The organism is Ohtaekwangia koreensis, assembly GCF_900167975.1.
GTDB classification, from domain to species: Bacteria; Bacteroidota; Bacteroidia; order Cytophagales; family Cyclobacteriaceae; genus Ohtaekwangia; species Ohtaekwangia koreensis.
Map to the genome: position 1 here is coordinate 417,636 of NZ_FUZU01000003.1, position 23,605 is coordinate 441,240.

20 protein-coding genes are annotated in these 23,605 nt (G+C 41.8%); 6 read left to right on the forward strand and 14 right to left on the reverse strand.

The window, feature by feature from the left end:
- Positions 1 to 31 precede the first annotated feature (31 nt).
- A complete protein-coding gene (locus tag B5Y40_RS20910; protein WP_079688790.1) occupies positions 32 to 3,103 on the forward strand; it encodes a sensor histidine kinase in 3,072 nt (1,023 codons plus the stop codon).
- Positions 3,104 to 3,131: 28 nt separating this feature from the next.
- On the opposite strand, the gene B5Y40_RS20915 is transcribed toward B5Y40_RS20910, so the two are convergent.
- Positions 3,132 to 4,790: a S8 family peptidase gene (locus B5Y40_RS20915; protein WP_143785863.1), complete on the reverse strand. Its 1,659-nt coding sequence runs from the start codon at positions 4,788 to 4,790 to the stop codon at positions 3,132 to 3,134.
- Complete coding sequence (locus tag B5Y40_RS20920) at positions 4,744 to 5,442, reverse strand: hypothetical protein (RefSeq protein ID WP_143785864.1); 699 nt, start codon at positions 5,440 to 5,442, stop codon at positions 4,744 to 4,746. Before B5Y40_RS20920 ends, B5Y40_RS20915 begins: the two co-directional genes overlap by 47 nt.
- Positions 5,443 to 5,524: 82 nt before the next feature.
- Between B5Y40_RS20920 and B5Y40_RS20925 the strand changes: the two genes are divergently transcribed.
- A complete protein-coding gene (locus B5Y40_RS20925) occupies positions 5,525 to 6,091 on the forward strand; it encodes a beta/alpha barrel domain-containing protein (RefSeq protein WP_079688793.1) in 567 nt (188 codons plus the stop codon).
- Positions 6,092 to 6,174: 83 nt separating this feature from the next.
- Here the strand turns inward: B5Y40_RS20925 and B5Y40_RS20930 are convergent, their stop codons facing one another.
- From B5Y40_RS20930 to B5Y40_RS20940, 3 genes are all read right to left on the reverse strand, one after another.
- Positions 6,175 to 6,660 (reverse strand): lipocalin-like domain-containing protein, encoded by a 486-nt coding sequence (locus B5Y40_RS20930; protein ID WP_079688794.1) that lies wholly within the window; start codon positions 6,658 to 6,660, stop codon positions 6,175 to 6,177.
- A gap of 77 nt (positions 6,661 to 6,737) precedes the next feature.
- Entirely contained in the window at positions 6,738 to 7,793 is a 1,056-nt protein-coding gene (locus tag B5Y40_RS20935) for an endonuclease/exonuclease/phosphatase family protein (protein ID WP_079688795.1), read from the reverse strand.
- Between the two features lie 342 nt (positions 7,794 to 8,135).
- Entirely contained in the window at positions 8,136 to 10,091 is a 1,956-nt protein-coding gene (locus tag B5Y40_RS20940; protein ID WP_079688796.1) for a tetratricopeptide repeat-containing sensor histidine kinase, read from the reverse strand.
- 398 nt (positions 10,092 to 10,489) lie between these two features.
- Between B5Y40_RS20940 and B5Y40_RS20945 the strand changes: the two genes are divergently transcribed.
- Entirely contained in the window at positions 10,490 to 11,263 is a 774-nt protein-coding gene (locus tag B5Y40_RS20945) for a helix-turn-helix transcriptional regulator (protein WP_079688797.1), read from the forward strand.
- A gap of 31 nt (positions 11,264 to 11,294) precedes the next feature.
- On the opposite strand, the gene B5Y40_RS20950 is transcribed toward B5Y40_RS20945, so the two are convergent.
- The 6 genes from B5Y40_RS20950 to B5Y40_RS20975 all read right to left on the reverse strand — a co-directional run bounded on the left by B5Y40_RS20950 (position 11,295) and on the right by B5Y40_RS20975 (position 16,905).
- Entirely contained in the window at positions 11,295 to 11,984 is a 690-nt protein-coding gene (locus tag B5Y40_RS20950) for a response regulator transcription factor (protein ID WP_079688798.1), read from the reverse strand.
- 110 nt (positions 11,985 to 12,094) lie between these two features.
- Positions 12,095 to 13,084: a glycosyltransferase family protein gene (locus tag B5Y40_RS20955; RefSeq protein ID WP_079688799.1), complete on the reverse strand. Its 990-nt coding sequence runs from the start codon at positions 13,082 to 13,084 to the stop codon at positions 12,095 to 12,097.
- Complete coding sequence (locus B5Y40_RS20960; RefSeq protein ID WP_079688800.1) at positions 13,081 to 13,938, reverse strand: UDP-2,3-diacylglucosamine diphosphatase; 858 nt, start codon at positions 13,936 to 13,938, stop codon at positions 13,081 to 13,083. Before B5Y40_RS20960 ends, B5Y40_RS20955 begins: the two co-directional genes overlap by 4 nt.
- A gap of 217 nt (positions 13,939 to 14,155) precedes the next feature.
- On the reverse strand, positions 14,156 to 14,659 hold the full coding sequence (locus tag B5Y40_RS20965; RefSeq protein ID WP_159453767.1) for a tetratricopeptide repeat protein: 504 nt from the start codon (positions 14,657 to 14,659) through the stop codon (positions 14,156 to 14,158).
- Positions 14,660 to 14,675: 16 nt separating this feature from the next.
- Positions 14,676 to 15,329 carry a tRNA (guanosine(46)-N7)-methyltransferase TrmB gene (gene trmB / locus B5Y40_RS20970; protein WP_079689288.1) on the reverse strand — a complete coding sequence of 218 codons (654 nt, stop codon included), beginning with the start codon at positions 15,327 to 15,329 and terminating at the stop codon, positions 14,676 to 14,678.
- Between the two features lie 145 nt (positions 15,330 to 15,474).
- Positions 15,475 to 16,905 carry a bifunctional folylpolyglutamate synthase/dihydrofolate synthase gene (locus B5Y40_RS20975; protein ID WP_317043567.1) on the reverse strand — a complete coding sequence of 477 codons (1,431 nt, stop codon included), beginning with the start codon at positions 16,903 to 16,905 and terminating at the stop codon, positions 15,475 to 15,477.
- Between the two features lie 122 nt (positions 16,906 to 17,027).
- Here B5Y40_RS20975 and B5Y40_RS20980 point away from each other — a divergent pair, with 122 nt between their 5' ends.
- The 3 genes from B5Y40_RS20980 (at position 17,028) to B5Y40_RS20990 (ending at position 19,363) form a co-directional block, all read left to right on the forward strand.
- Positions 17,028 to 18,356: an ammonium transporter gene (locus B5Y40_RS20980; RefSeq protein WP_079688802.1), complete on the forward strand. Its 1,329-nt coding sequence runs from the start codon at positions 17,028 to 17,030 to the stop codon at positions 18,354 to 18,356.
- Positions 18,357 to 18,474: 118 nt separating this feature from the next.
- Positions 18,475 to 18,840: a tellurite resistance TerB family protein gene (locus B5Y40_RS20985; RefSeq protein ID WP_079688803.1), complete on the forward strand. Its 366-nt coding sequence runs from the start codon at positions 18,475 to 18,477 to the stop codon at positions 18,838 to 18,840.
- A gap of 10 nt (positions 18,841 to 18,850) precedes the next feature.
- Positions 18,851 to 19,363, forward strand: a complete 513-nt coding sequence (locus B5Y40_RS20990) for a hypothetical protein (protein WP_079688804.1) — start codon at positions 18,851 to 18,853, stop codon at positions 19,361 to 19,363.
- A gap of 80 nt (positions 19,364 to 19,443) precedes the next feature.
- Here B5Y40_RS20990 and B5Y40_RS20995 read toward each other — a convergent pair whose 3' ends face one another.
- From B5Y40_RS20995 to B5Y40_RS21005, 3 genes are read right to left on the reverse strand one after another with little or no spacing between them, the layout of a single operon-like run.
- Complete coding sequence (locus B5Y40_RS20995; RefSeq protein ID WP_079688805.1) at positions 19,444 to 19,965, reverse strand: DUF7738 domain-containing protein; 522 nt, start codon at positions 19,963 to 19,965, stop codon at positions 19,444 to 19,446.
- Positions 19,966 to 19,997: 32 nt separating this feature from the next.
- Entirely contained in the window at positions 19,998 to 22,040 is a 2,043-nt protein-coding gene (locus tag B5Y40_RS21000) for an OPT family oligopeptide transporter (RefSeq protein ID WP_079688806.1), read from the reverse strand.
- 27 nt (positions 22,041 to 22,067) lie between these two features.
- Positions 22,068 to 23,567, reverse strand: a complete 1,500-nt coding sequence (locus B5Y40_RS21005) for a peptide MFS transporter (RefSeq protein ID WP_079688807.1) — start codon at positions 23,565 to 23,567, stop codon at positions 22,068 to 22,070.
- Positions 23,568 to 23,605 lie beyond the last annotated feature (38 nt).

The window sequence follows — 23,605 nt, forward strand, 5'->3', positions numbered from 1 at the left end:
ATCGCAATTTCTAATTATTGATGCATAGTATATGAAGTTCTATATATCTGTTATCCTGCTTATCGCTGGCTGCTACAAAATAAACGGACAGCAACTTTTAATACAGAAATATCCCATAGAGGTATATCAGGCTTCTACTCAAAACTGGCGTATGGTGCAAGATCACCAAGGCACACTTTATTTTGCCAATACAAATGGGGTGCTCATATTTGATGGCATTCATTGGCAACTGATCGCACTACCTGGCAAAGCTTATCTCCGATCGCTTGATATTCATCAAGATGGCAAAGTATATGTTGGAGCAGATCGAGAATTTGGATATCTCGAAAGAACAGGTAAGGGCAATTTTAAATACGTTTCATTCATGCCGTTACTCCCGGAAACGAGAAGACATGATGTAAAAAATATAAGCGATGTAGAGGTTTGGGGTGAAACAGTCTTATTTAGTGATGATGAACATGCCTATATATACCGAAACGGCAAAATTGATTTTTTGAATAAAACGGGGTTGTGGTTTTATCAATTGGGAGATTCGGTGTATACGATAAGAGATGAACAGTCTACGCTTTACGTATATAGGAACAATGCGTTTGTGGAAACAGGTTTAAATCTGAATATCAACATCACCCTGATAACAAGTTATAAAGGGAATCTCTTGATGATGGATGATAAAAATCAGATATGGGTCGTGGATCCAGGCGCAGCCTCTAAAGACAAAATGTCTGTTCTTTCCGAAAATCTTAATGCAAGTTTGAAAGAACTTTCTATAATAAATATTCGCCCGCTATACGATGGAAGGTTTGCCATTCTCACGGATCGTGAGATTATTATTGTTGATCTGAATGGTAAAGTTCTCTACAGGGTAACCCAGTCAATGCTTGACGATAGTAATTTACAGAATACTATACTATATGAAGATGCCCAACACAACCTCTGGTTTACAACAGACGAATTTATAGGTTTAATCATTACAAGTTCTCCGCTCGCCTATTTTGATAAAACGAATGGTTTTCATGGAGTCATATATTGTTTAGAAGAGCAAGATGGACAACAATACACCGGTACAAGTACTGGACTGTATCACCAAATGGACGGAGGTGAATTTGAGTTAATTCCGGGAGTGGAGGGGCCCATTTGGACTATTTATAAATCAGACGATCATCTTTACGTAGCATATGACAGCGGTGTCTTCGAGGTAATGGGACGAAAGGCTACTAAAATAATATCACATGAATATCCTCAGACACTATATGCTCCTAACAAACATCGTGACTGTTTGATTATGAGCAGTTATAATTCAGGTCTCTGGTTGCTGAAAAAAAACAACACCGTGTGGACGAAGCATAAAATAAGAGGCTTTGAAGAAGAAACCAGGTATATCCAGGAAGATGACAAGGGTAATGTATGGATTTCGCATGAAGGGAAAGGCATTTGGAAACTACAGTTAAATGAAGCGATGGACGCTGTCATTTCTAAAAAGCTCTATACAACATCCCATCAACTTCCTTCCAGTCTCAACAACAGTATCTTTAAATTAAGCGATCAGAAAATCATTGCTGCAACGCAAGATGGTATATATTCTTACAATGAATCTAAAGATGTCTTTGAACCAGATTATCGTTTTCAAAAGGCGCTACAAGGTATTACTATTTATTCATTGGCTGAGGGTGAGGACGGTCAGATTTATTTTAGGGGAAATGACCACGTGAAAGAGATTGCTGGCGTACTGACAAAAGAAATTAACGGAACGTACTCAGCTTTACTCACGCCCTTTAATAAGATCACATGGGGCGATTCAGACGGGATCTTAATGGCTACGCAGCAAGGAGCATGGTTCGGTAATAATAGCAGGATTATAACGTATAATCCTAAACAAAAAACACACTACCAGCAACCTCTCCAACCTATTATCAAAAAAGTAATAGCAGCTGATTCTATTATTTATGTAAATGGCACTACGCGTCAGACCGCAAGCATTCCTTACTCGTGGAATAGCATCTTGTTTGACTTTGATGTGATGTACTATGAAGATGCTGAAAAGAATGAATTTCAATATAAGCTACTCGGTTTCGATAAAGAATGGTCTGCCTGGACTAATGCGAGAGAAGCGCACTTTACGAATTTGCCGGAGGGTGACTATACATTTGTAGTACGTGCCCGGAATATTTATAAAAATAAGAGTCGAATTGCAAGCATGACATTTCATATAGATCCGCCCGTTTATAGAACATTGTGGGCCTATATAGTATACTTGATACTGGTTGTCGTCATTTTTACGGTTCTGTTGTACTGGCTTATTAATCTCAAGACAAAACGGGTGAACAGACAAAAGGAAATCCTCAAAAAGGAGGTCGATGAAAAGACCAGGGAACTATTGGCAATGAATGAGGAAGTAAAAAGTCAGGCCGAAGTTCTTAAAGCTTCAAACTACACCAAGGATAAATTATTTTCGATCATCTCCCACGACATGCGCGGGCCTATACATCAGGTTCGGGAGATATTCAACATGATTGAATCGGGATATATATCACCGGATGAATTTAGAACGCAACTCATGCCTGATCTTAAAGAACGGGTTACGTATGTAGCTACACTTACCGACAACTTGTTACACTGGGCAAAAGGACAGATGGAGGGTATACAGGTTAAACCATCTGTGTTTAATCTTTTAAATGTCATTGATGAAAATATTAATTTACTAAGCGCGCAAGCGTTGAAAAAATCTATCAACCTGACTTCAGGCTCGCAAAAGTCTCTTGACGTCTATGCCGATAAGGATATGATAAAACTTGTAATCCGCAATCTCATCAGCAATGCGATTAAATTTACTCCTGAATACGGTACGATTGAAGTAAACACGAGAGCAGAGAAAAGATATACCTACATATCGGTGCGCGATACGGGGACGGGTCTTTCCCCTGAAGATATCGGTAAAATCCTGGACAAAGAATACTTTACAACGTACGGAACAGCAGGAGAAAAAGGATCTGGACTTGGGCTAATGCTTTGTCGCGAGTTCGTTGAAAAGAATGGCGGTGAGTTTACTATAGAAAGCCAGCAGAATGTTGGAAGTACATTTACGTTTTGTCTGGCAATACCCTGAATCACAACGCCCGGATAACCTATAACGATCACCGTACTGCAATCCGATGTGTCAGCACTTGGTTGTTCCAGTGGATGCGAAGTATATACAAGCCGGCTGCATAGGTTGAGAGGTTGAGCGTTTGTGAAGGATTCTCTTTAGAGAACGTCAGATCGCTTGTAAATAACAATTGTCCCTTCGGAGAAATAAATTCAATCTGGCAGGCCGATACTTCTACGGCGCTGAAAGGTTTGATAGAAAGTGTATCGTCAATAGCCGGATTCGGATATACTATAAATGGATTTTCGCGCAGGTACTTCAGTAAAGTTTCTACAGTAAGATAATTGGGTATACCATAGCCCAACAGGTTATCAGGTGTATTGGCTTGTGAGCCCGACTGACGAATGATGTCCAATATCTCCTTGTTGGTTAAAGAAGGGTAATGCTGCCATATACCGGTTACCAGACTAGTAATGATGGGTGCTGCGAGCGAAGTACCCGAAGCTGACCCCACTGAACCATTGGGAAGTATAACACTTGTATTGGAACCCATCGCAGCTACATCTGGCTTGACAATTCCATCTATACTCGGGCTTGGGCCCTTGGAGCTGGAGGGCACGCGTATACCTGTACTGGTTACCGAAGCAACTGCCAGTATATCTTTAGCATCTGCAGGTGCAGTTATAATTTGCCACGCAACTGCGCCTTCATTACCAGCGCTGCAAACTATAATTATACCACGGTCCGCGGCCCATTGTGCAGCACGTGTGATTACCGTAGTCTTTCCATCCAGTGCGGCCTTCGCGTAGTCCATGGATGAATCATCAAAGGTATTATAGCCTAATGAAGAGTTGATCACATCTACACCGGCACTATCTGCAAGTTCTGCAGCAAAGAGCCAGTTATACTCTTCAATTCTATATTCTGTACTAACGTCTTCGGTAACGAAAAGCTGGTAACTTGCTTTGTAAGCGCCCCCGGTATAGGTACCCTCCTGATGGGCAGCGATCACAGAAAACACTTCTGCACCATGCTCATCGTATTGAAATATATCTTTTGTGTTATATACAAAATCATGCGATACCGTCAGGTTTATCCGGTTCTCAGAAAATATAGCCTGGAACGGTTCATTTACATTCACGCCTTGAAAACCACTATCAAAAATTCCAACGACCATTCCTTCACCATGAAATCCACCGACATGCATATCATCTATACCTACCATGCCGAGTTGGGTTTGGGTTACATCGGATGCTTTGGATGAACGTGCTTTGGTATTCGACTTTTTCCGTCCATTGGTCATGAGCTTGGCATTGGGTGCTACATATTCCACGCGTTCAACGAATGATAAACCTTCAAGTGCTGAGACCACCGACTCATCGCACTGTACCAGCACGCCATTGAACCAGCGCGTTTTAAAGTATACTTCTGCGCCAGCATCACGCACAGCAAGTACATAATTCGGATTTACGGGCAAATCTTGTTCCGTGATTGCTATATTTTGATTAGCCCTACGATCGATGGCGCGTTGTGAAAGAAATTCTGCCGGATTGGAAGTAGTATAAGGCGTGCCTGCCTTATCTTTAAATATAACTACATACCGGTTTACCTGTGCGAAGGATGTTATACTGATGAGCAGTAAAACTATAACGCGAACACCATTACTCCACACCATACGCCCTGATTGTCTGTTGATAGATTGTACCACTCTCCACTTGTTGCTGCCCGAGACAATTATCTTTTGTACAGAAGCTTAGTTGAGTCGTTGCCTTGTGAACAAGTCCTATATCTTTAGCATATACTTCTTTGCGCTGATCAAGGAAGACAATATAGTCGTCATTATCGCTTTGGTTCACAGTGAGACAATCGGAAAATGATTGATCATTAAAAGTCTCTGTTGTATTTACAGACTCCAGTATATACTCGTCTTCTTCCAGAGTATTGTAAGCATTACCATTCCACGTGACTCCTGCATTTACCGGAAACTTCAATTTTACATATGAGATATTCTCTTCGTTCTGTACTATTTCAAGGTTGCTGTTTCGTACTGACCAAGTTGCATTATAGACCCACGGGTCGATGTCTGTATTTCGTTTGCTGCGGTGAATTACGAAAGCACTGTCGCCTTCAGTGTTCAGGAACTTATCAACGATCGCCACCTTTAATTGATACTGCAATGTTTCAGGGACGCCTAAAGTATAGATGATCTCATTGACATCATAAACCTGGTAGGAACCTGTTTTAAGCGGGAAATATGCTTCACCGATGCTACGCTTTTTATCATCATCAGATGAATCACAGGCCACCACCATCATCCCGGTAACTGCTGCTAAAATTAAATATCTGAGAAAATGTTTCACTGATTAATCATTTTTCTTTAAATCCGCGCTCGAATTTGAACGTAAACACCCTCAAAGTTATTTTTTCCAGAGCATTTTAACTATGGCATTAAAGACATTCGTAAAAGTAGGCAGCATATCCAACCTGAGCGATGCACGGTATTGTGCAGGTATGGGCGTTGATTTGCTCGGTTTTCGCGCAATTGAAGGACAAGAGAGTTATATCAGTCCAAAACAATTTCAGGAAATAAGAGGCTGGGTTACGGGCCCACAGATCGTGGCGGAAGTATACGGCATAACAAACGCAGAACAATTGGCAGCTGTTTTAGAAAATTACCGCCCCGATTACCTGGAGCTTGGTAAAAAAGAGTGGCAGGCTTTGCGCGAGCTTATAACGCTTCCGTTCATCCTCTCCATTGACTCTGGCGAAACGCTGGCATCCATTGAAGCCGAACCTAGTTTTATATTGGTACGCGAACGCAGTGACCTGGCACAACTTGCCAACGATCATGAAATTTTGCTGGCGGTTGAATCTGCTGAAAACATTGAGCGCATCGATAAGCAGAACATTCACGGTATAGCGTTGAGTGGCAGCAGTGAGATAAAACCGGGACTTAAAGATTACAACGAGCTCTCGGAGATTTTAGAAATGCTCGAAGACGATCATTAACTATAACACTTTAATTATAGAATCTCGTATAGAATCGGTGTTGATTGCCTGCGCTGTATCAACACCGATTATTTTTTAGACACTTATTGATGTGTAACGCTATCGCTATGTAAACGAATATAGGTTTCGATGATTTCGCGATCTATACCTGTCTCTTCAATCTTTTCAATACCGCGTTGTACCAGGGTATCACTTTTCAGTGTAACGGTGAAGTGAAATGTTTTGTCTTCCCACTCGCGGAAGTTACAATACTCCAGGTGCTCGGTGTATTGATCGCCCGTAAGTGTATAGCGACCACCACCGGCTACATACATGGCGGAGGTAGAGTCTTTACCATGATTAAGATCGTGATTCAGGAATGCAAAATGTGTGTCGTTGATGATCTTTATCATCCGCTGACCTTTTTGATAATCTGTGTGTGTTGTGTCATTCTTTTGAATAGTCGTACCAGTGATCAGCAGCCATGTTCCTTGCAGCGATTTTACTTTGTCTGGTCCGTGATTTAAAGCATTACGCTCGCACGACAGGAGCATAACAAGAGCGGACACGCAGAGAATTCTTACGTTCATATTGATAAGTTGGGTTTGTTTGGGGCCCGAATATAAACGATAACTTTTTACAGTCACATATTTACCCACTGTAACTGTTAAAATTTAAACTCCGCTACAACAGCAGCATGATCGGAGGCTTGATGCAAGGGACTTTCTATTGTGTTCTTACCATTGAATATACCACCGCGCTCTATCCTGCTATCAGTATATTTATCCGACAACGCTTTTGAAACCAACAGGTAATCAAATTGCTTCCGGGTGTTGAGATATGTGCCGTGTGTACCTTCATTGCGGGCAATTATATTTTCCATGCCTTGCATAGAAAGAAGCGGTTTTAACGATTTGCTATCAGGAGTATCGTTCAGATCTCCGGCTACCACTACGTTATCTTTTGTGAGGTTGAATTTTTGGTTGATGATTTCCTGTACGCGCTCCGCCTGAAGTTGCCGCTTGTTGTTATTCGCACCCGGACTGCCATATCCCTGGCTCTTAAAGTGGTTACACAAAATGTGGATAGGGCTTCCATTGTAATCAATGGTATACATGGCACAATCACGGCTGAATATTTTATACTGCCGCTTGTTTGCTCCCGTGTAGGTATCAAAAATATGGGTCTCAATATTCGTGATTGGATAATTGGAATAAAGACCTACATCTATACCACGGTCATCATTACCATCGATCAGCATCGAATATTTATACTTGTTCGTCAACAAATTCTTGTTGAAATTCTCCATCGCGGTACGGCTTTCAACTTCAACGGTGCAGAGTATATCTGCTTCCAGCGCATCAACAATGCGCGCTGTATTTTGCGTAGCGACCTCGTGTACTTCCTGTTTCACCAATTGCACCCACCCAAGCCAATCCTGCTTCCCTCCTGCTTTCAACTTGACCTTACCGGTCGCTATACTATATAGCTTTTCACGCACCTGTATAATCTCGAAGTACTTCTTCTTTACTGTGGTTTCTATACGGTTCTTTATGATGTGCTTTATCTCCACCTCATCCTGCGTGTAACTATCTTTGCAAAGTAATTCTATCAGGCGATAATAGTCTTTTAAGATAAGGGAGGCTTCCGCAGAGAGTCCATCCAATTCAAAAACTTTAGGACGTTCGAACAGGTTGTTCAGGTTGTAAGTAGCAATTTTCATTTTATCAAACAGGTATAGCTATCGTTCATAAGGTTAACCGGTAGTGCACTCAATCACTCTCAACATCACTATACCAGGCACACCGGAAACCTAAATCTTTCTTACGATAAGAGGTTTATGATCATCTTCATTATAAAAACAAACCTGTTTGATTCTTCTGAAAACAGAGTAGTATCATTTCGTTAACGTTTATCATTACTAACAACAGGTATACCAAATATCAGCTATACTTTCGGGGACTTGCAACTAAAAAGAGATTTAAATTTCTGATTACACTATATACTTTACTAACAACGTCTTTTCGATAACGCAATCTGTATTACTCAACATTAAAAAAATGTACTATATTTTTGTGTGATTAACCTGCGCTGTATCATATTGCGCAATTGGCAAGGTGAATGTGAATACAGAGCCTTTATTTTTTTCGCTTACTACTTCCATAGACCCACCATTGTTTGCAATCATCTGCTTGCAAATAAGCAGCCCCATACCTGTACCTTTTTCCTGGTTGGTGCCTAGCTTGGTAAAGTATTCATCGTGGTGTAATAACTTTTGGGTTTCTTCTTCAGTCATGCCAATGCCGGTATCTTCAACAATCACCTTCACAGCATTAGCGTGACGCTCACCTGAAATTTTAATTGAACCGTTCGCCGGTGTAAACTTAATAGCGTTGCCAACCAGGTTCCGCATAATAATTTCAACCTGGTTCTTATCAGCCCATGCTATATGTTCATCGGTTAATGCATTATCGCATGTTATTTTTTTCTCAGCCAGATTTCTTCTGAACTGATCCGATACGTGGTCTGCAATGTCCCGAAGTATAATTTTTTCAGAATTGGTCTTGACTTCACCAAGCTGCGCCCGCGCCCATTGAAGAAGATTCTCCAATGCATTGCCGGATGCCTTTACCTGGTGATTGAGCTCTGCCAACAGTCCCTCATATTGTTCGGGTGTAAGGCCACCAATTTTATATAAATCCAAAACGGCCTGCAGATTTCCAAGCGGCCCGCGGAGATCATGGCTGATTACTGAAAACAGTTGGTCCTTAATTCTATTAAGTCGCGCCAGCTCGCGATTCGAATATGATAATTTATCATTGAGTTTCTTCCGCACCTTCCCTGTTCGAAGAGCGATATAAGCCAATATACTGATGAGTGCTATAATAATACCAAAAGCAATCTTCACGTAGCGATGTTGGCTTATAATCGCCACGTTGGCTTCGTTTATTTTTTGCAACAACTCAAGCTCACTTTGCTTTTGCTTGAATGCCTGCGTTGCCTGGAGTTGTTTCAAGTTTCTGCCGTTGATCAAAAGTTGTTTTTCACGTGCTACCTCATAGTACTTGTTCTGATATTCAAACGCTTTTTTATAGTCACCAAGCCCTGCATACAAAAATGCATACGACTCATCGATATAGTCCATCGGATTGAAGAAATCATTAAACTTGATTTGTCTATTTGAAATTATATACTGTGCACTGTCCAGATAGCGCAACGCCATCGGGTAGTTCTTCTTCTTTACAAATACTCTTCCGAGATGAGCATAGGTTTCAATCTCGTTCTCAAATTCTGAAGTAAGCCTAATCAGTTTCAAGTTCCTGAAGTAATAGAACAGACTGCTATCATAGTTCTGCTGGCGCAAATGAACGCTTCCTATATTACCGGCCAGTATAGCAATCCATGCGGTATCGTTACGGATAGACGCAACCTGATATGCCTTTCTAAAATCTCTTATTGCTTGCTCGTATACTTCCTGCTCGCGTAAAATCAGGGCAAGTCCATTGTAACAATTAATGATCGTTCTATAGTGAAGTGAATCTCCTCCTACAGCAAGCGTTTTGGTATAGTATTCTTTTGCTTCTTCATAATTCTCAGCCTTATGTTGAATGAGCGCGATTTCAAAGTAGCTATGCGCTTCGCCTATTTTATTATTTTGCTTCTCAAACAAGACTGCACTTTCCATAAAGAAAACAATGGCATCATTCATCCGTCCATTGCCAAACATAGTTCCTGCCCAACCATAAACGCTCGGCAATATCTTTTCAGAAAATTTTTTATCACGGGCAATGTTTACGATCGTGATTACATCGTCATCCTGGAAATGTAATTTCCCTGCATGAAAAATAGTAATCATCTCATCAAAGGCAGACTGAAATTCGTGTGACGTTGAAGCCTCTTCAAGCCGCTCCCTGAAGTCAGGGACAGATTGTCCTATAACCAACAACGGCATAGCTTGCAACAAGATCATTACGATCAGTATATAAATTCTTGACAACAAAAAAGCAGGTTGATGCGGCATGACTTATTTCCTAAGTTAATATCCGGTACGCTTATAAACTACACAAGCCGTAAAAAATAAGACTTAATTTAGAGAAATAGAATCACATATAACACCTGATTTGATTGAGCTCACAGGCAGCATTGGCTTAAAGTGTCATTCTTAATAATTATGTTCATCGGTATATCAATGAAAAAAACGTATGTTGCTTTAAAAGCACCGACTTGTTAAAGGCCATAAGTCCGTATTCAATCAATCGATGTAGCCACCCTATATTTCTGATTTATGTCGCTACATGTTCTCCGTTATCTACGGGCCGATCATACGAGAAGTATTCCAATGATGATGTTTTAAGGTTGCTTCATGCAACCTGGATAAATTATATTTCGTAAATTTACAAAGGTGTAACTATCGGGATCATGATCGTTGAGAACTATTCACCGTCTGCAACTCTAAAGCCTTTCATCAAAGCTTTTGTAATCATCGAAAGCGAAGATGGAATGAAAAATAAAATACTGCCTGATACTTCGATCATCATGGCGTTTCGATTTAAAGGAAGTATGGTATATGGAATACAGGGCTCACAAAACATGATGCCTGCCGCTGTAATATCAGGACTTCGTAAGTCTCCACGAATTGTACAATACTCGAAAAAGACTGCAACGCTGCTCGTTAAATTCAATGAAGGTGGCGCTGCTGCATTTTTTAAAGAGCCGCTGCACGATCTCTTTGAACAGAGTATATCACTCGACAACCTGGTTCCTCGCTATAAATTGACACAAGTTGAAGAACAGCTGGAAGAGGCTAAAAATAACGCAGCACGGATTTCAGTTGTTGAGCGCTTCCTTGTCTCAGAGTTAAAAAAATCTTCAGACGATCTGCTGGTCTATAGCGCTATTCAAAAAATTAAATCTACCAATGGAGCGATCCGTATAAACGAACTGCTGGAGGATCTACCGATTAGCCGTGATCCTTTCGAGAAGCGTTTCAGAAGGATCATCGGGACTTCTCCCAAGCAATTCTCTACTATTGTCCGGATCAAAGACCTGATCAATATATATCCACAAAAACAAAATCTTACCGACACGGCTCATGCTGCCGGTTATTTTGATCAGGCGCATTTTATAAAGGACTTCAAATCGTTTACGGGGCAAACACCGCTCACGTTCTTCAAAACTCCTCCACGCTGGTAACGCATCATTACAGATACACTATACTTCTCTCCTATCTGAAATCCAACCGATATCGATTATCACTTGTACGGTGAATGAGGTTGATGCCTAACTTCTTTTTCAGATTTTGGATATATACATCAATAGAAGTATCGAACAGGTATATCTCGGAGCCCCAGATGTTTTGGAGTAAATTTTCATGAGAAATAACCTTGCTCGGGTTTTGTGCAAAGAAGAAAAGAAGTTCAAACTCAGGTTTGCTTAGCGTTATCTCATGATCACCGATATGTACTGAATTTGATTTACGGTGTATCCTGAGATTACCCACTTTTAATTCAGCTATACTCTTCCTGATAACAAACTTGCGTTTCAGTACCGTAGCTACTTTATAGGTAAGCGCTCGAAGTCCGATAACTTTTTCTATATAGTCATCGCCACCTGTGTCGAGTGCAGCTTCGTGATAGTAACTTTCAGATTTAGCGGTAAGGAAGAATATATAGGTATCTGCAAAACGCTTCATGCTCCTTAACTCGCGACAGATTTCGATACCATTGGGATGAGGCATCATAATATCCAGAATAATCAGGTCAGGCGCGAAGTCCTTTGCAACGGCTATAGCATCATGGCTTTCATCAATCGTCTTTACAGTGAAGCCCTCTTTTGCCAGGTTGTACTCTAATAACTCAAGGATGTCTCTGTCATCATCCACCACCAATACCTTGAAATGCTTTTTATCTCTCATAACTTTTCCGATACGGAAAAATACAGAGCAAACGTTATCGCATCTTTACACAAGCATTACGAAGGAATGAATTTTATAGCGTTGAGAGGTTGCGCACAGCAGCCAGTCCGTTACTTCTTGCCGAGTTTCACAGCACGATCTACTGCCTCAGCAGTTATATTCTCATACTGTACCGACACGCGGGCATCCGTCTCCAGCCAATTTAAAATCTTCTCGAGGTTCTTTTTCTTTACGCGCTTTAGTACAGGTACTCCGAGTTGCTTTAAAGACGCTGCATTATAGTGCTGTTCCAACTGCGATTTCATAGGAACAACCATCAGCTTTTTACCAAGGTATAGGGCTTCAGCAGGGGTTTCAAATCCTGCGCCACACAATACGCCTTTGGCGGAGGTTACACTCTCTGCAAATTCATCTTTGTTTACAGGATATACCGAAAGCTTTCCGATGTGGTATGGCTTCCGCGCATGCTTTGAAAAGATATGCCATTTTATCTGCGGAATCTTCGCCAGTAACGGCACCAGTTTTTTATCATCATATGACGGCAGGTAAACGGTATAGTGATCTTTCTCTATATTCTTACTCTCTCGCACTGCCGCACGAATCACAGGTGTATATATATTCTTGTCGTAACGCTCAAAGTGAAAGGATACATATTTATCTACGGGAGCATAGTTATGAAGCACCCATTCTCCTACCGGATCCATCTTTTTAGGTGTTGGCACTTTCGATGAAAGTAAAGCAGACTGATGGCTAAGACCTACACAAGGTATATCTCGCTTGCGACACGCCCAGGAAGTAATCGGTTCAAAATCATTTATCACCAGGTCATACTTCTCTACCGGAAATTTTTTAATCTCCTTATATACTTCCTTGGAACTGTTGTGCTTGAAAGTGCGCATAAAATCTATACCACCGCTTTTACCAAAGTAAAAACTCAAACCTTTTGATTTATACTTTACAGCATACGGAAGTTTGATATCGGCTTGTGCTCCGCTAACAAACAGATCAAGGTCACCATACTGTTGAAGAATTGGAATGATATCTTCGGCACGCGCCAGATGGCCGTTGCCGGTACCTTGAATAGCAAATAGGATTTTCACTTTTTAACTGTTAAGAATTCATTGACAAGGTCGCGAAAAATTTCATCGTTATCGAGCCTGTCACCCCTGAAACGCTTCGGTAATTTTATAGCCTGAGCAACTTTATCCTGGGCATACCGGTAAATGCGCCAATTCGTACCATCGTATTCCAGGCACGAAAGATTTTCAATCCAGTCACCGGAATTCAAGTACATAACCTCTCCTTTCTCCGTTTGAATTTTTTTTATCTCCGGATGATGAATATGGCCACACACAACATAATCGTAACCATTTTCAATGGCTATATCTCCTGCTGTCTTTTCAAAATCATTAATGAATTTTACTGCTGACTTGACACTATCTTTTAAACGTTTAGAAAGTGATATTTTTTCGCGGCCCAGTTTCAGCAAACACCAGTTTACAAAAGTGTTGATCAGAATCAGTGTATCGTATCCTATAGCACCGAGTTTCGCCAGCCATTTGGAGTATTGCATGGTAACGTCAAACACATCCCCATGAAATATCCACGCGCGTTTACCATGAAGCTTGAGTACAATTTTGTTATCAATGATAAATGACCCAAGACGAAAGCCTGAAAATTTTCTGAGCATCTCATCATGATTACCGGTGAGGTATATAACTTTTGTATTCTTGGCAAGCAGCCCCATAATGTGTTTCACCACCTGCATGTGCGACTTGGGCCAGTAGCGTTTACTGAATTGCCACATGTCGATGATATCACCATTCAGAATGATTTTCTTGGGCCGGATCGTTTTGAGATAACGCAACAGCTCCTCTGCATGACAGCCATAGGTGCCAAGATGAATGTCGGATAAAATGACGAGTTCAACGTCTCGTTTCTTTTTCTTGCCCATGGTTAAAAATAATGATTCCCCAAGACAATAAAGCCTCTGGGGAATCCCCAAACCTATGAAGAAGTTCTTTGCTTCAAAGATATAGGGCTATTGTGAAGTGAGTTGTCTGATGCTGTTATCAAATTGTTAACCGTTGAACTTTAAGCACCATTGCTAACTAACAAGTGTATTCATGAATCATATATAATACTTCACGAGTAACGATTAGCCAGTATACTCAGCCAAGCAGTTCTTTCTTACGTTCGCAGCGTTTGATCGAGTCTGCGGCAGTTTCTATAGTCTTGGCGTCAAACGAATTTTGAATGTGCAGTCGGAAGTAATGTATAGCATCGTCCAGTTTACCTTGTGCTTCGCGAAGCAAACCATATTCATTATAGATACTTGCGTAACTAATTCCGGATACTTTGATCGCTAACTCCAGCACACGCTCAAGTTCCTCGTGTTTACGAAGTGCTGAAAGGCAATAACAATAGTTATAGTATGCCGCGGGATACTCCGGTGAAAACTTAATGGCTAATCGGTAGTGCTCTTCCGCCTGGACGTAATTTTTAAATTTTGTTTCGTATAGCCATCCCAGGTGATTATGCGCTTTACCAAAATCAGGAGCCTCTGCAAGAATCTCTTCCAGCAGATGTGCTGCTTCACTCAACCTTCCTTCGCCAATCATCCGGTCAGCACTCAGGAACTTCTCTTCGAGATAGAAATTTGTTGTATCACTCATACCGAAATTTAAAAAATTAAAAATGAAAACGAAGATACTTGATGGTCTCTCCTTTGGCTGCGAATGCTTCTTCGTAACGGGTTTTAATATCAAAACATTCCGGGCGCAGTTCGGAGGCATATACATCGCTTGTAAATTTCAGCTCATGTATATCATTTCTGTTTTGAATCTCTTCGAGCGAGTATTCATATAGCGGAGTATTATCGGTTTTGAGTCGGACATAACCTCCTGGTTTAAGGAGGCGTTTATACATTTCTATAAAGCGCGGGCTGGTTAATCGCCTTTTGATATCACGTTTGGTAGGACGAGGATCCGGAAATGTAAGCCATACTTCATCGATCTCGCCTGGCTCAAAGAATTTTTCGATCATGAGTATATGCGTACGGAGGAATGCTACATTCTGTAGGTTTTCTTCTATAGCAATGGTACTCCCTTTCCAGATCCGCTCTCCTTTCACATCTACACCAATAAAATTCTTGCCGGGGAAAAGTCGGCCTAGCCCTACAGAATACTCACCGCGACCGCAGGCTAACTCTACCGTTATAGGTTGATCATTTTTAAAATATTCCGCTCTCCACTTTCCTTTGATAGCCTCGTAAATCGGCTTTGTTGGCTCAATAACATTACTCCGCTCTTCAATGATCTTAAACCGTTCCAGTTTTCGTTTCACAAATATATATTTTCTATTTTTTTCTACTTTCAAGATTCTGGATTGTCAGATGTAAAGCTGAAGATTGCCAGATTAATAAAATTTACGATTCAATGAATCAATCCTTATCCGTGAATCATTTTTATATGGTATCAATAATATAAAATTACAATCCTTCAATCTCAGCTACTATAAATGTACTTCCTCCAACAAAGATTACATCGTCTGTCGTGGCTGTAAGCTTTGCTTGTGCTATAGCATCATTGACATTGGGTATTACTACGCCCTTCAATCCAAACTTACCCGCCTGTTCTGCCAACGTAACGGCATCCAGCGCCCTTGGAATATTGGCCTGGCAAAAGTAATAGTTAGCATCCTTTGGCAAAAGCTGTAATACACCCGAAATATCTTTATCCTTCACCATGCCGATAATCACGAATAATTTTTCGTAGACGAGGTGTTTTAACTGATGTACTACGTTTTCAATTCCATCGATGTTATGGCCTGTGTCACAAATGACCAACGGAGAAGCACTCAGTTTTTGCCACCGTCCCTTTAAACCCGTTTGTGAAACGACCTTGAGTAGACCTTCGACTATATGCTGATCTGAAATCTTCCAGCCAGACTCCCGAAGTATGCTCACTGCCTTCAAAACACCGGGCAGGTTTTTCCGTTGATATTCCCCTTGCAACGGCAGGTCTAAGCGTTCCACTACCGGAACCTTGTTCTTAAAAACATCAAAGAGTATATTTCCTTTTTCCGCAGCAAGATTTACGCTATACGCATCAGAGGCGAAGCATAACGATGCGTTCTCTTGCTTCGCTTTATCTATGAATACTTTTTCAACGGTGGATTGACGTTCACTGATTATGACGGGAACATTTTTCTTGATGATGCCTGCTTTTTCTGCCGCTATCTTTTCAAGTGTATTTCCCAATAAGTCGGTGTGATCCCATCCTATATTTGTAATCAGCGAAAGCTCGGGAGTGATTACATTGGTAGAGTCGAGTCTTCCGCCCAAGCCAACTTCAATCACAGCAATATCTACCTGTTCACGAACGAAGTAATCAAACGCCATTGCTACAGTAATCTCAAAGAATGAAGGTTGAATCGAATCGATGGAAGTTTGGATACGATTCACAAAATCAACAACGAAAGCTTGTGTGACCTCTTTGCCGTTCACGCGAATGCGTTCTGTAAAAGACTTCAGGTGTGGCGAAGTATATAGTCCGGTTTTATACCCGGCAGACTGCAGCACCGATGCCAGCATGTGCGAAGTGCTTCCTTTTCCATTGGTCCCGGCTATATGAATCGATTTGAATTTTCGCTGTGGATTATCCAGTGATTCACAAAGCGCTATTGTGTTGGTAAGATCACTTTTATACGCTACTGCCCCGATGCGTTGAAACATGGGAAGGCTCGTGTACAGATACTCCAAAACATCTTCGTACTGCGTAAACATGGGCGCGAAAATAATTGCAATTCGTGATAGTCCGTGATCCTGAAACAATACTTTAAGCGCTGACTTTGGAAAGTGTATTTTCAAGGGCGTTTTATTCATTAAAAGATTTTCAAAAAATCCACACTTTTTAGCCATCCAGGGTTAAAATAAAGTCACCTACAACGTTTTCGGTCATTTTTCTTTCAAACGTGCGGTACTTTTAGAGGCACTCTTTAAAAAAATTCCGATTTTTGATTTACAACCAGAATTAACGCCTTATGAAGAAATCATTAATCTTTTTGCTGCTGCTCATGGGCTTCAGCATATTGGCCGTCTTTATGCCGGCCTTACCCAAACAAATTGTAACCGAGGGATTGAACGGTGGAGACATTGCCTGGATGCTTGCAGCTTCAGCATTGGTACTTTTGATGACACCAGGTCTTGCTTTCTTCTACGGTGGTATGATCGATGTGAAGAACATCATATATACTATGTTCCAAAGCTTTATCGCGATGGGTGTTGTAGGTGTACTTTGGATCGTTGTTGGTTTTAGTCTGGCCTTCGGAGATTCCATCGGTGGACTCATCGGTGATCCCAGATCTTTCTTTATGTTTCAGAATGTTATGGATGGTAAGCCATGGTCACTCGCCCCGACTATACCGCTTATCCTTTTTGCATTCTTCCAATTGAAATTCGCGATCATCACTCCTGCCTTAATCACGGGTACATTTGCTGAACGCGTTCGCTTTAAGTCCTATATTATTTTCCTGGTACTCTTCTCGCTGTTTATATACTCTCCACTCGCACATTGGACATGGCATCCGGAAGGATTCCTTTTCAAGATGGGGGTTCTTGATTTTGCCGGTGGAACTGTTGTACACATGTCTGCTGGTATAGCTGCATTGGTAGCTTCTATATTTCTGAAAAGTAATGAAGAGAAAAAACACATCGCTCCTGCTAACATTCCCTATGTATTGCTGGGTACAGGTTTACTGTGGTTCGGATGGTTCGGCTTCAATGCCGGGAGTGCATTTGGTGCAAACTCATTAGCTGCATCTGCATTTGCAACCACCAATACTGCCTCTGCTGCTGCGGGCCTTGCTTGGATATTATTTGATTCTGTTCGGGGTAAAAAACCTTCTGCACTTGGATTTTGTATTGGTGCCGTAGTGGGATTGGTAGCCATAACACCGGCTGCAGGTTTTGTTACTATACCTTCCAGTTTATTCATTGGTACATTTGCGAGCTTGATCAGTAACGTGATGGTTCATTGGAAAACTACTAAGACTTCACTCGAAGATACACTGGATGTATTTCCTTGCCATGGTGTAGGTGGTGCTGTTGGTATGGTAATGACAGCGTTGCTTGCTAACACCGCTGTGAACGGTGCTAACACAACAGGCAATGGTCTTTTCTTTGGTGAGACTGCTCTCTTCATTGTACACATGAAGGCGTTGGTCATCGTTGTGACCTATACATTTATAGGCACGGGTATATTGTTGAAGATCACAGACCTGATCTCACCATTAACAATAAGCCAATCGAAAAGAACAGTTGAACCTGCTTTTGAAGGTGAACTGATGCCCGACTTAAGCTCGGCTAAATAAACACTAGCATCTGAAAGAACTACAAAAGGCCCTGCAATCTGCCGGGCCTTTTTTTATTCTAAAATTTTGCCAGCAACACTATAACGGTTACTTTAGCTTTCTCTGACCCTTACAAATTATGATCATCCACTCTTCCTTCTCTGACTTCGTTGTTTTTCTGTACGTTCATCTATCACAGGCTGATAATAGTTATGATCCGTCTGAGCTCTCCGCTATCAAGGGGAAAATGGCGAGCCTATACCCGGACGGAACTGACATCGAAAGGAAACTATATACTGCTATTCGGGAGTATAACTCTTTCGACAGTGCTAAGCTTAGCGACTTGTTTCTGCAGACTGTAAAACACTTTGGACAGGAACAACAATTACAAAAAAGTAATTTGCTTGATGCGATGCAGGAAATCATCCGAGCCGATGGTAAAGTAGACCAATCGGAAACCAAAGCACTTGAAGCATTGAAACAGCTTATCGAAATTACCGTATAACAAACTAACTATGAGAGGTCTTTCGATCATTCCGCTACTGATACTATTTTCATTTGCAGCCTGTAAGAAACCTGCATCTATAGCGAATGACGATTTCCCAACCGGCACGCTGCCTCCGCTGGTGTTGCGGGCCTATCTCAAAGATACACTTTCACAAAAAGCACTGGAGGCATTGCAACTGAGTGATCTCGCTGGAGTCAAGATAAAGTATAACTCCGGAAACTATGCGAGTTATTTTGAATACGAAGCGGATCGCGAAGTACTTCTTAAAACAATGGCTTCCTTACCATTTCCGAAGTATGCTATAAAAGCAGATACGGTTTGTTACCAGGTCTCCTATCGGGATCTTGCTTCCATAAGACAACGCATTACACTCACGGAGTATGAAGCGTCAGCTTTCTTTTGGGATACCGCTATAGATGAATATGATGTATTCGAATGCCTGAAGTCTCCGATGAGGCACACGCTTCTCATCAGCAAAAAAACTAAAAAGGTATATCACCGTATCGAGTATACCGGTTGATGTATATCTCATTCACAAATAAAAAGAGGATGCCTTATCTAATCAGGCATCCTCTTTTGTTTTCAGTATAACATCTTTTACTAATTTGTCATAAAAGCAAGTTGCGTTATGGTATGCTTGTCTTCATTGAAGCCCACCAATACTTTAAGCGGAGCCTTTCTATCTTCACCGGCACACATGATTGGCATTGGACAAACAAACTTAAAGGTCTTTACGCCTTGAAGCTCGGTCTGTTTTGTCTCGGTAGTAAGAGAAAGATCACCAAACATAAACTCGCCTTTAAAACTATTGGCGGCAAATTTTTTATCGCCATCCGTATTGAAAGTAAACCCGACAAGTTTAACCTCTTCAGCTTGTGCGGCGAGCACGATGCCATAGTTCTCGTAAAAATAAGTTACCTCGCCACTGGCATGAGTCTTCTTTTCACTTGGTTCACCATATTTAGCAATGAAATCAGAGATCTTCAAGCCCTTTGCAAATTTCAGATCGCCTAACTGAAGATCGTAGGTTTGCGGATTGAATTTAACTTTTAGCGATGATTCATTTGTAAAACCGGTAAAGGCTGTACATACTACAAACAACAGTAACACTTTAGTTTTCATAGGGAGAGTTTAGGGTTTATAGATTAAGACTATTATTTCTTTACCGCCAATCTATATAGCATTGCGATCATAGCGATGAAAAATAATGTACCCAGAATCTGATACCCACCTGCTCCAAGACTTTCAACCAATCCATGTTCAAGATTCAAAGACCCCATAATCGATGGCAATACCACTGCGAGGATTGCCACGATCACACCTGTCAATGCTCCTCCTGCAATGAGTCCGGTAGCAAATAAGCTTCCACGTCCCAGTTCATCGTCTTGTGGTTTTTCTCCCTTACGCTCCGCTTTCCAATCAACATAGCCTTTCACAGCACCACCCGCAAAAATAGGAAGCGTAGTGGACAGTGGTAAATATAGGCCTATAGCAAATGCGAGTGCTTTAATGCCGCATAGCTCCATGGTTATCGCTATAAATACTCCGACAATTACGAATTGCCAATCGAGGTTATATGAAAGTATGCCACGCGCCAGCGTAGCCATCAGTGTAGCTTGTGGTGCTGGATATGTATCACTCCCTATAGCATGTTTTATACCTTGCGCTGCCATGGCTGCTGTTGGAGTATCCAGTATCTTCACAATTACTCCTATCGCTATGGATGAAACTATAGCGCCTATAAAAAGTGCGAGCTGCTGGTAGCGTGGTGTAGCACCAACAATAAAACCTGTTTTCAGATCCTGCGAAGTGCCACCTGCATTTGATGCTGCGATACAAATCATACCGCCTACAACCAACGCGAGTGGTTCATAGAATTTACCAGACCAGCCAATGCTGGTAAAGATCAAACAAGTACCCATCAATGTAGCAATCGTCATTCCGGAGATCGGATTGTTACTGGTTCCTACCAAACCAACGATACGGCTGGATACAGTAACAAAGAAGAACCCGAATACTACAATCAGTAGCCCGATAAAAAGTTTTTGAAATATACCATCACCTGGAATGATCGTGCCAGGAAGTATAGCTGTTAAGAGTACCAAAGCAACGCTTCCTATAATTACAAATTTAAACGACAGATCATCTTCTGTGCGCAGTACACTACCCTTTCCTTTTTCTTTAAGTGAGCCCATGCTCTCACGGAAAGAGCTTACAATCGTCGGTATTGTTTTGATCAGCGTTATAAAACCTCCTGCTGCCACAGCGCCTGCACCAATCTGGCGGACGTAGGCGCGGTATAATGCATCTGCATAACTTCCGAACGTATGCGTCTGTGGATCCCAGTTGCCGTAACCTCCGGGTGTATTGAGATTGGCAAGACTTCCTAATTTTACCAGTTGTGTAGCCACTGTATCCGGAGCAACGAGTGTACTCAGCAATGGTATAACAGCCCACCACGCCAGTACAGAACCTGCTACTAAGACTCCTGAAATCCGTGGCCCTATAATATAACCCACGCCTAAATATTCGGGTGTTATTTCTCCGCGCGTTGCTGCGGAAGGCCAATATTTACTGGCCTGATTTGTAACGTAGGATGGTACTTCTGCTATGACGTGAAATACTTTTTGAAACAGCGCATATACCATCGCTATACCCATTCCTGCGAAAGCAGTTTTTGCAAACACACCGCCCTTTTCTCCGGCCTGTAATACGGAGGCACAGGCAGTTCCCTCCGGATACGGAAGTGTGCCATGCTCTTTTACGATCAACGATCTTCTCAGCGGAATCATCATCAATGTACCCAACATTCCTCCGAATGCTGCGAGTATAAGGATGGTGAGGTAATCAAAATATGCTTCGCCTATACTTACTCCATCCTGACCGGGCGAAAGAAAAAGAAAACCGGGTAATGTAAACACAACCCCCGCTGCGATCGTCTCCCCTGCAGAGCCTGTGGTTTGTATAATGTTATTTTCAAGAATTGTAGTCTTCAGAATTTTACGTCCCAGCGTAATGGCAATCACCGCGATGGGAATCGAAGCTGTAACGGTAAGCCCGGCTTTTAGCGCCAGATATACTGTTGATGCTCCGAAAAGAATTCCAAAGAGTGAGCCGAACGTAACTGCTTTGAGCGTAAACTCCGGAATGTTCTGCTCCGGTGAGATGTACGGTTTAAAAAATTTATTTACTTCCATAGGTGGTTAATGAGTGCGCGTGAATATTTATTGAATATTACCCATCAGTTTCCGGATTGGTTTACTAAATACAATTACGATAAGGCCACCAACAAACATGATCTTTACAATGAGACCAAAGAGATCGGTGAGTAACGAGGGATTGGCAGTGATTGCTTCATCATTAAATTCTCCGGCATATATACCGGCAAAAAGATTACCGAGTGCAAGTGCCATAAAGAATACCCCCATCATTTGGCCGACCAATCGTTTTGGAGACAACTTGGTTACACCACTCAAGCCGATCGGGTATAGACAGATCTCACCAAATGTGTGAAACATATAGGTTACGATCAACCAGGTTGGTAAAGGTTTACCACCAGCGATCACGATGTCTGATGCACCGATCATTACCAGGTATCCTAATCCCATAAAGATTAAACCTAAAGCCATCTTCACCGGAGTAGTCGGATTTAATTTCCGCTTTGCCAATGAAAACCACAACCAGGTAAATACGGGAACAAAGAGTATAACAAAGAATGGTGGAGCAGATTGCAGCCAGCTTGCCGGCATGGTAAAGGTGCCGAATACGCGTTGTGTATAGCGGTCGGCAAAAAGATTCAGCGATGAACCTTGTCCTTCATAGCCTGCGTAAAATGCCGTGGTTATTAAGAACATCAGGAATATAGCGAACACTTTCCGTTTCTCGTCTGTGTTGAGTTTCTCAAAGAGAAATACATATACAAAGTATATCAGTACAGATATACCGATCACAATTCCGGAAGCTTCGGCAAATACTACTGGATTTATAGTAATGATCCCCATCAGCAATGATGTGACGAACGCAGCCAGTGATAATGCTGCAATCCATAAACCTGCGCGAATTGTATTGTCACGCTTTTGTTGTTGCGCAGCATTGGGCAATCGCGTTGGTTCGAGGCCTGCTGTTCCGAGGTATTTCTCTGTGATCTTAAACTGAATTAATCCGAAGATCATACCAACACCCGCTGCAGCAAAACCATAGTGCCAGTTTATATTCTCTCCTAAATATCCGACAATGATCGGTGAGATGAGTGCACCGGAATTTATGCCCATAAAGAATATAGAGAACCCCGCATCACGCCTTACTTGTTCTTCCGGTGGGTAGATCTCTCCTACCATACTGCTGATGTTCGGCTTCAGTAATCCTGTTCCGATCGTGATCAGCAAGAGGCCTATAAAAAATGTTTCAGTGGTAGGAAGTGCTAAACATATATGTCCTAAAGCGATGATACAGCCGCCATAAAATATACTCTTACGAAGTCCGAAGAATTTATCGGCAAGCCATCCGCCTGGCAGTGCGAGCAAGTATACAAACATGGTATAGAGTCCATATATAGCACCACCGGTTTTGTCGTCAAGGCCCATTCCGCCCTCCTCAACAGAAGCCACCATGAAGAGCAGCAGTAGTGCCCGCATACCGTAGTAGCTAAAGCGCTCCCACATCTCCGTAAAAAATAAAGTAGCCAATCCACGCGGATGGCCAAAAAATGTTTTGTCAGAACTCATTTAAACCAAAGGTCAGGTAGGTAAAATAAAATATTGCT

Coding starts and splice junctions, on each gene's coding strand:
- B5Y40_RS20910 (WP_079688790.1), top strand. CDS start 32: ATGAAGTTCTATATATCTGTTATCCTGCTTATCGCTGGCTGCTACAAA.
- B5Y40_RS20925 (WP_079688793.1), top strand. CDS start 5,525: ATGGCATTAAAGACATTCGTAAAAGTAGGCAGCATATCCAACCTGAGC.
- B5Y40_RS20930 (WP_079688794.1), bottom strand. CDS start 6,660: ATGAACGTAAGAATTCTCTGCGTGTCCGCTCTTGTTATGCTCCTGTCG.
- B5Y40_RS20935 (WP_079688795.1), bottom strand. CDS start 7,793: ATGAAAATTGCTACTTACAACCTGAACAACCTGTTCGAACGTCCTAAA.
- B5Y40_RS20940 (WP_079688796.1), bottom strand. CDS start 10,091: ATGCCGCATCAACCTGCTTTTTTGTTGTCAAGAATTTATATACTGATC.
- B5Y40_RS20945 (WP_079688797.1), top strand. CDS start 10,490: ATGATCGTTGAGAACTATTCACCGTCTGCAACTCTAAAGCCTTTCATC.
- B5Y40_RS20950 (WP_079688798.1), bottom strand. CDS start 11,984: ATGAGAGATAAAAAGCATTTCAAGGTATTGGTGGTGGATGATGACAGA.
- B5Y40_RS20960 (WP_079688800.1), bottom strand. CDS start 13,938: ATGGGCAAGAAAAAGAAACGAGACGTTGAACTCGTCATTTTATCCGAC.
- B5Y40_RS20965 (WP_159453767.1), bottom strand. CDS start 14,659: ATGAGTGATACAACAAATTTCTATCTCGAAGAGAAGTTCCTGAGTGCT.
- B5Y40_RS20975 (WP_317043567.1), bottom strand. CDS start 16,905: ATGGCTAAAAAGTGTGGATTTTTTGAAAATCTTTTAATGAATAAAACG.
- B5Y40_RS20980 (WP_079688802.1), top strand. CDS start 17,028: ATGAAGAAATCATTAATCTTTTTGCTGCTGCTCATGGGCTTCAGCATA.
- B5Y40_RS20985 (WP_079688803.1), top strand. CDS start 18,475: ATGATCATCCACTCTTCCTTCTCTGACTTCGTTGTTTTTCTGTACGTT.
- B5Y40_RS20990 (WP_079688804.1), top strand. CDS start 18,851: ATGAGAGGTCTTTCGATCATTCCGCTACTGATACTATTTTCATTTGCA.
- B5Y40_RS20995 (WP_079688805.1), bottom strand. CDS start 19,965: ATGAAAACTAAAGTGTTACTGTTGTTTGTAGTATGTACAGCCTTTACC.
- B5Y40_RS21000 (WP_079688806.1), bottom strand. CDS start 22,040: ATGGAAGTAAATAAATTTTTTAAACCGTACATCTCACCGGAGCAGAAC.
- B5Y40_RS21005 (WP_079688807.1), bottom strand. CDS start 23,567: ATGAGTTCTGACAAAACATTTTTTGGCCATCCGCGTGGATTGGCTACT.